General features: G+C 56.0%; 1 protein-coding gene. It reads left to right on the top strand.

The annotated features are described in order from the left end of the window. Positions 1–493: IS3 family transposase (locus tag NCT04_RS34295; RefSeq protein WP_250470284.1), on the top strand; the 493-nt coding region annotated here is incomplete at both ends.

The raw sequence follows: 493 nt of genomic DNA, 5'->3' as shown, positions 1-493 counted from the left end.
TCAATCGTGATTTCCGTGCAGCCGCCCCGAATCAGAAATGGCTCACGGACATCACCGAATTTCAAATCCCTGCCGGCAAGGTGTATCTGTCGCCGGTAATAGACTGCTTCGACGGACTCGTTGTGAGCTGGTCGATCGGCACGCGGCCCGATGCTGAACTTGTCAATGCCATGCTGGACTCTGCCATCGAGTCGGTAGCCGACAGCGATGATCGGCCAGTGGTCCACTCTGATCGCGGTGCTCACTATCGATGGCCGGGATGGCTATCCCGAATGCGCGATGCAAGACTTGTTCGCTCGATGTCACGCAAAGGATGTTCGCCGGACAACGCAGCGTGTGAGGGCTTCTTCGGGCGACTCAAGACGGAAATGTTCTATCTTCGTGATTGGCGAGCTACGACCGTTGATCAGTTTATCGAAGTCCTCGACTCCTATATCCGGTGGTACAACGCAACACGGATCAAGGTCTCGCTCGGCTCTCTTAGTCCGGTCGA

The organism is Caballeronia sp. GAFFF2, from assembly GCF_023631485.1.
In the GTDB taxonomy this organism is placed as follows: domain Bacteria; phylum Pseudomonadota; class Gammaproteobacteria; order Burkholderiales; family Burkholderiaceae; genus Caballeronia.
Note: the sequence above shows the minus strand (reverse complement) of the source record. Positions and strands in the feature narration are given on the sequence as shown.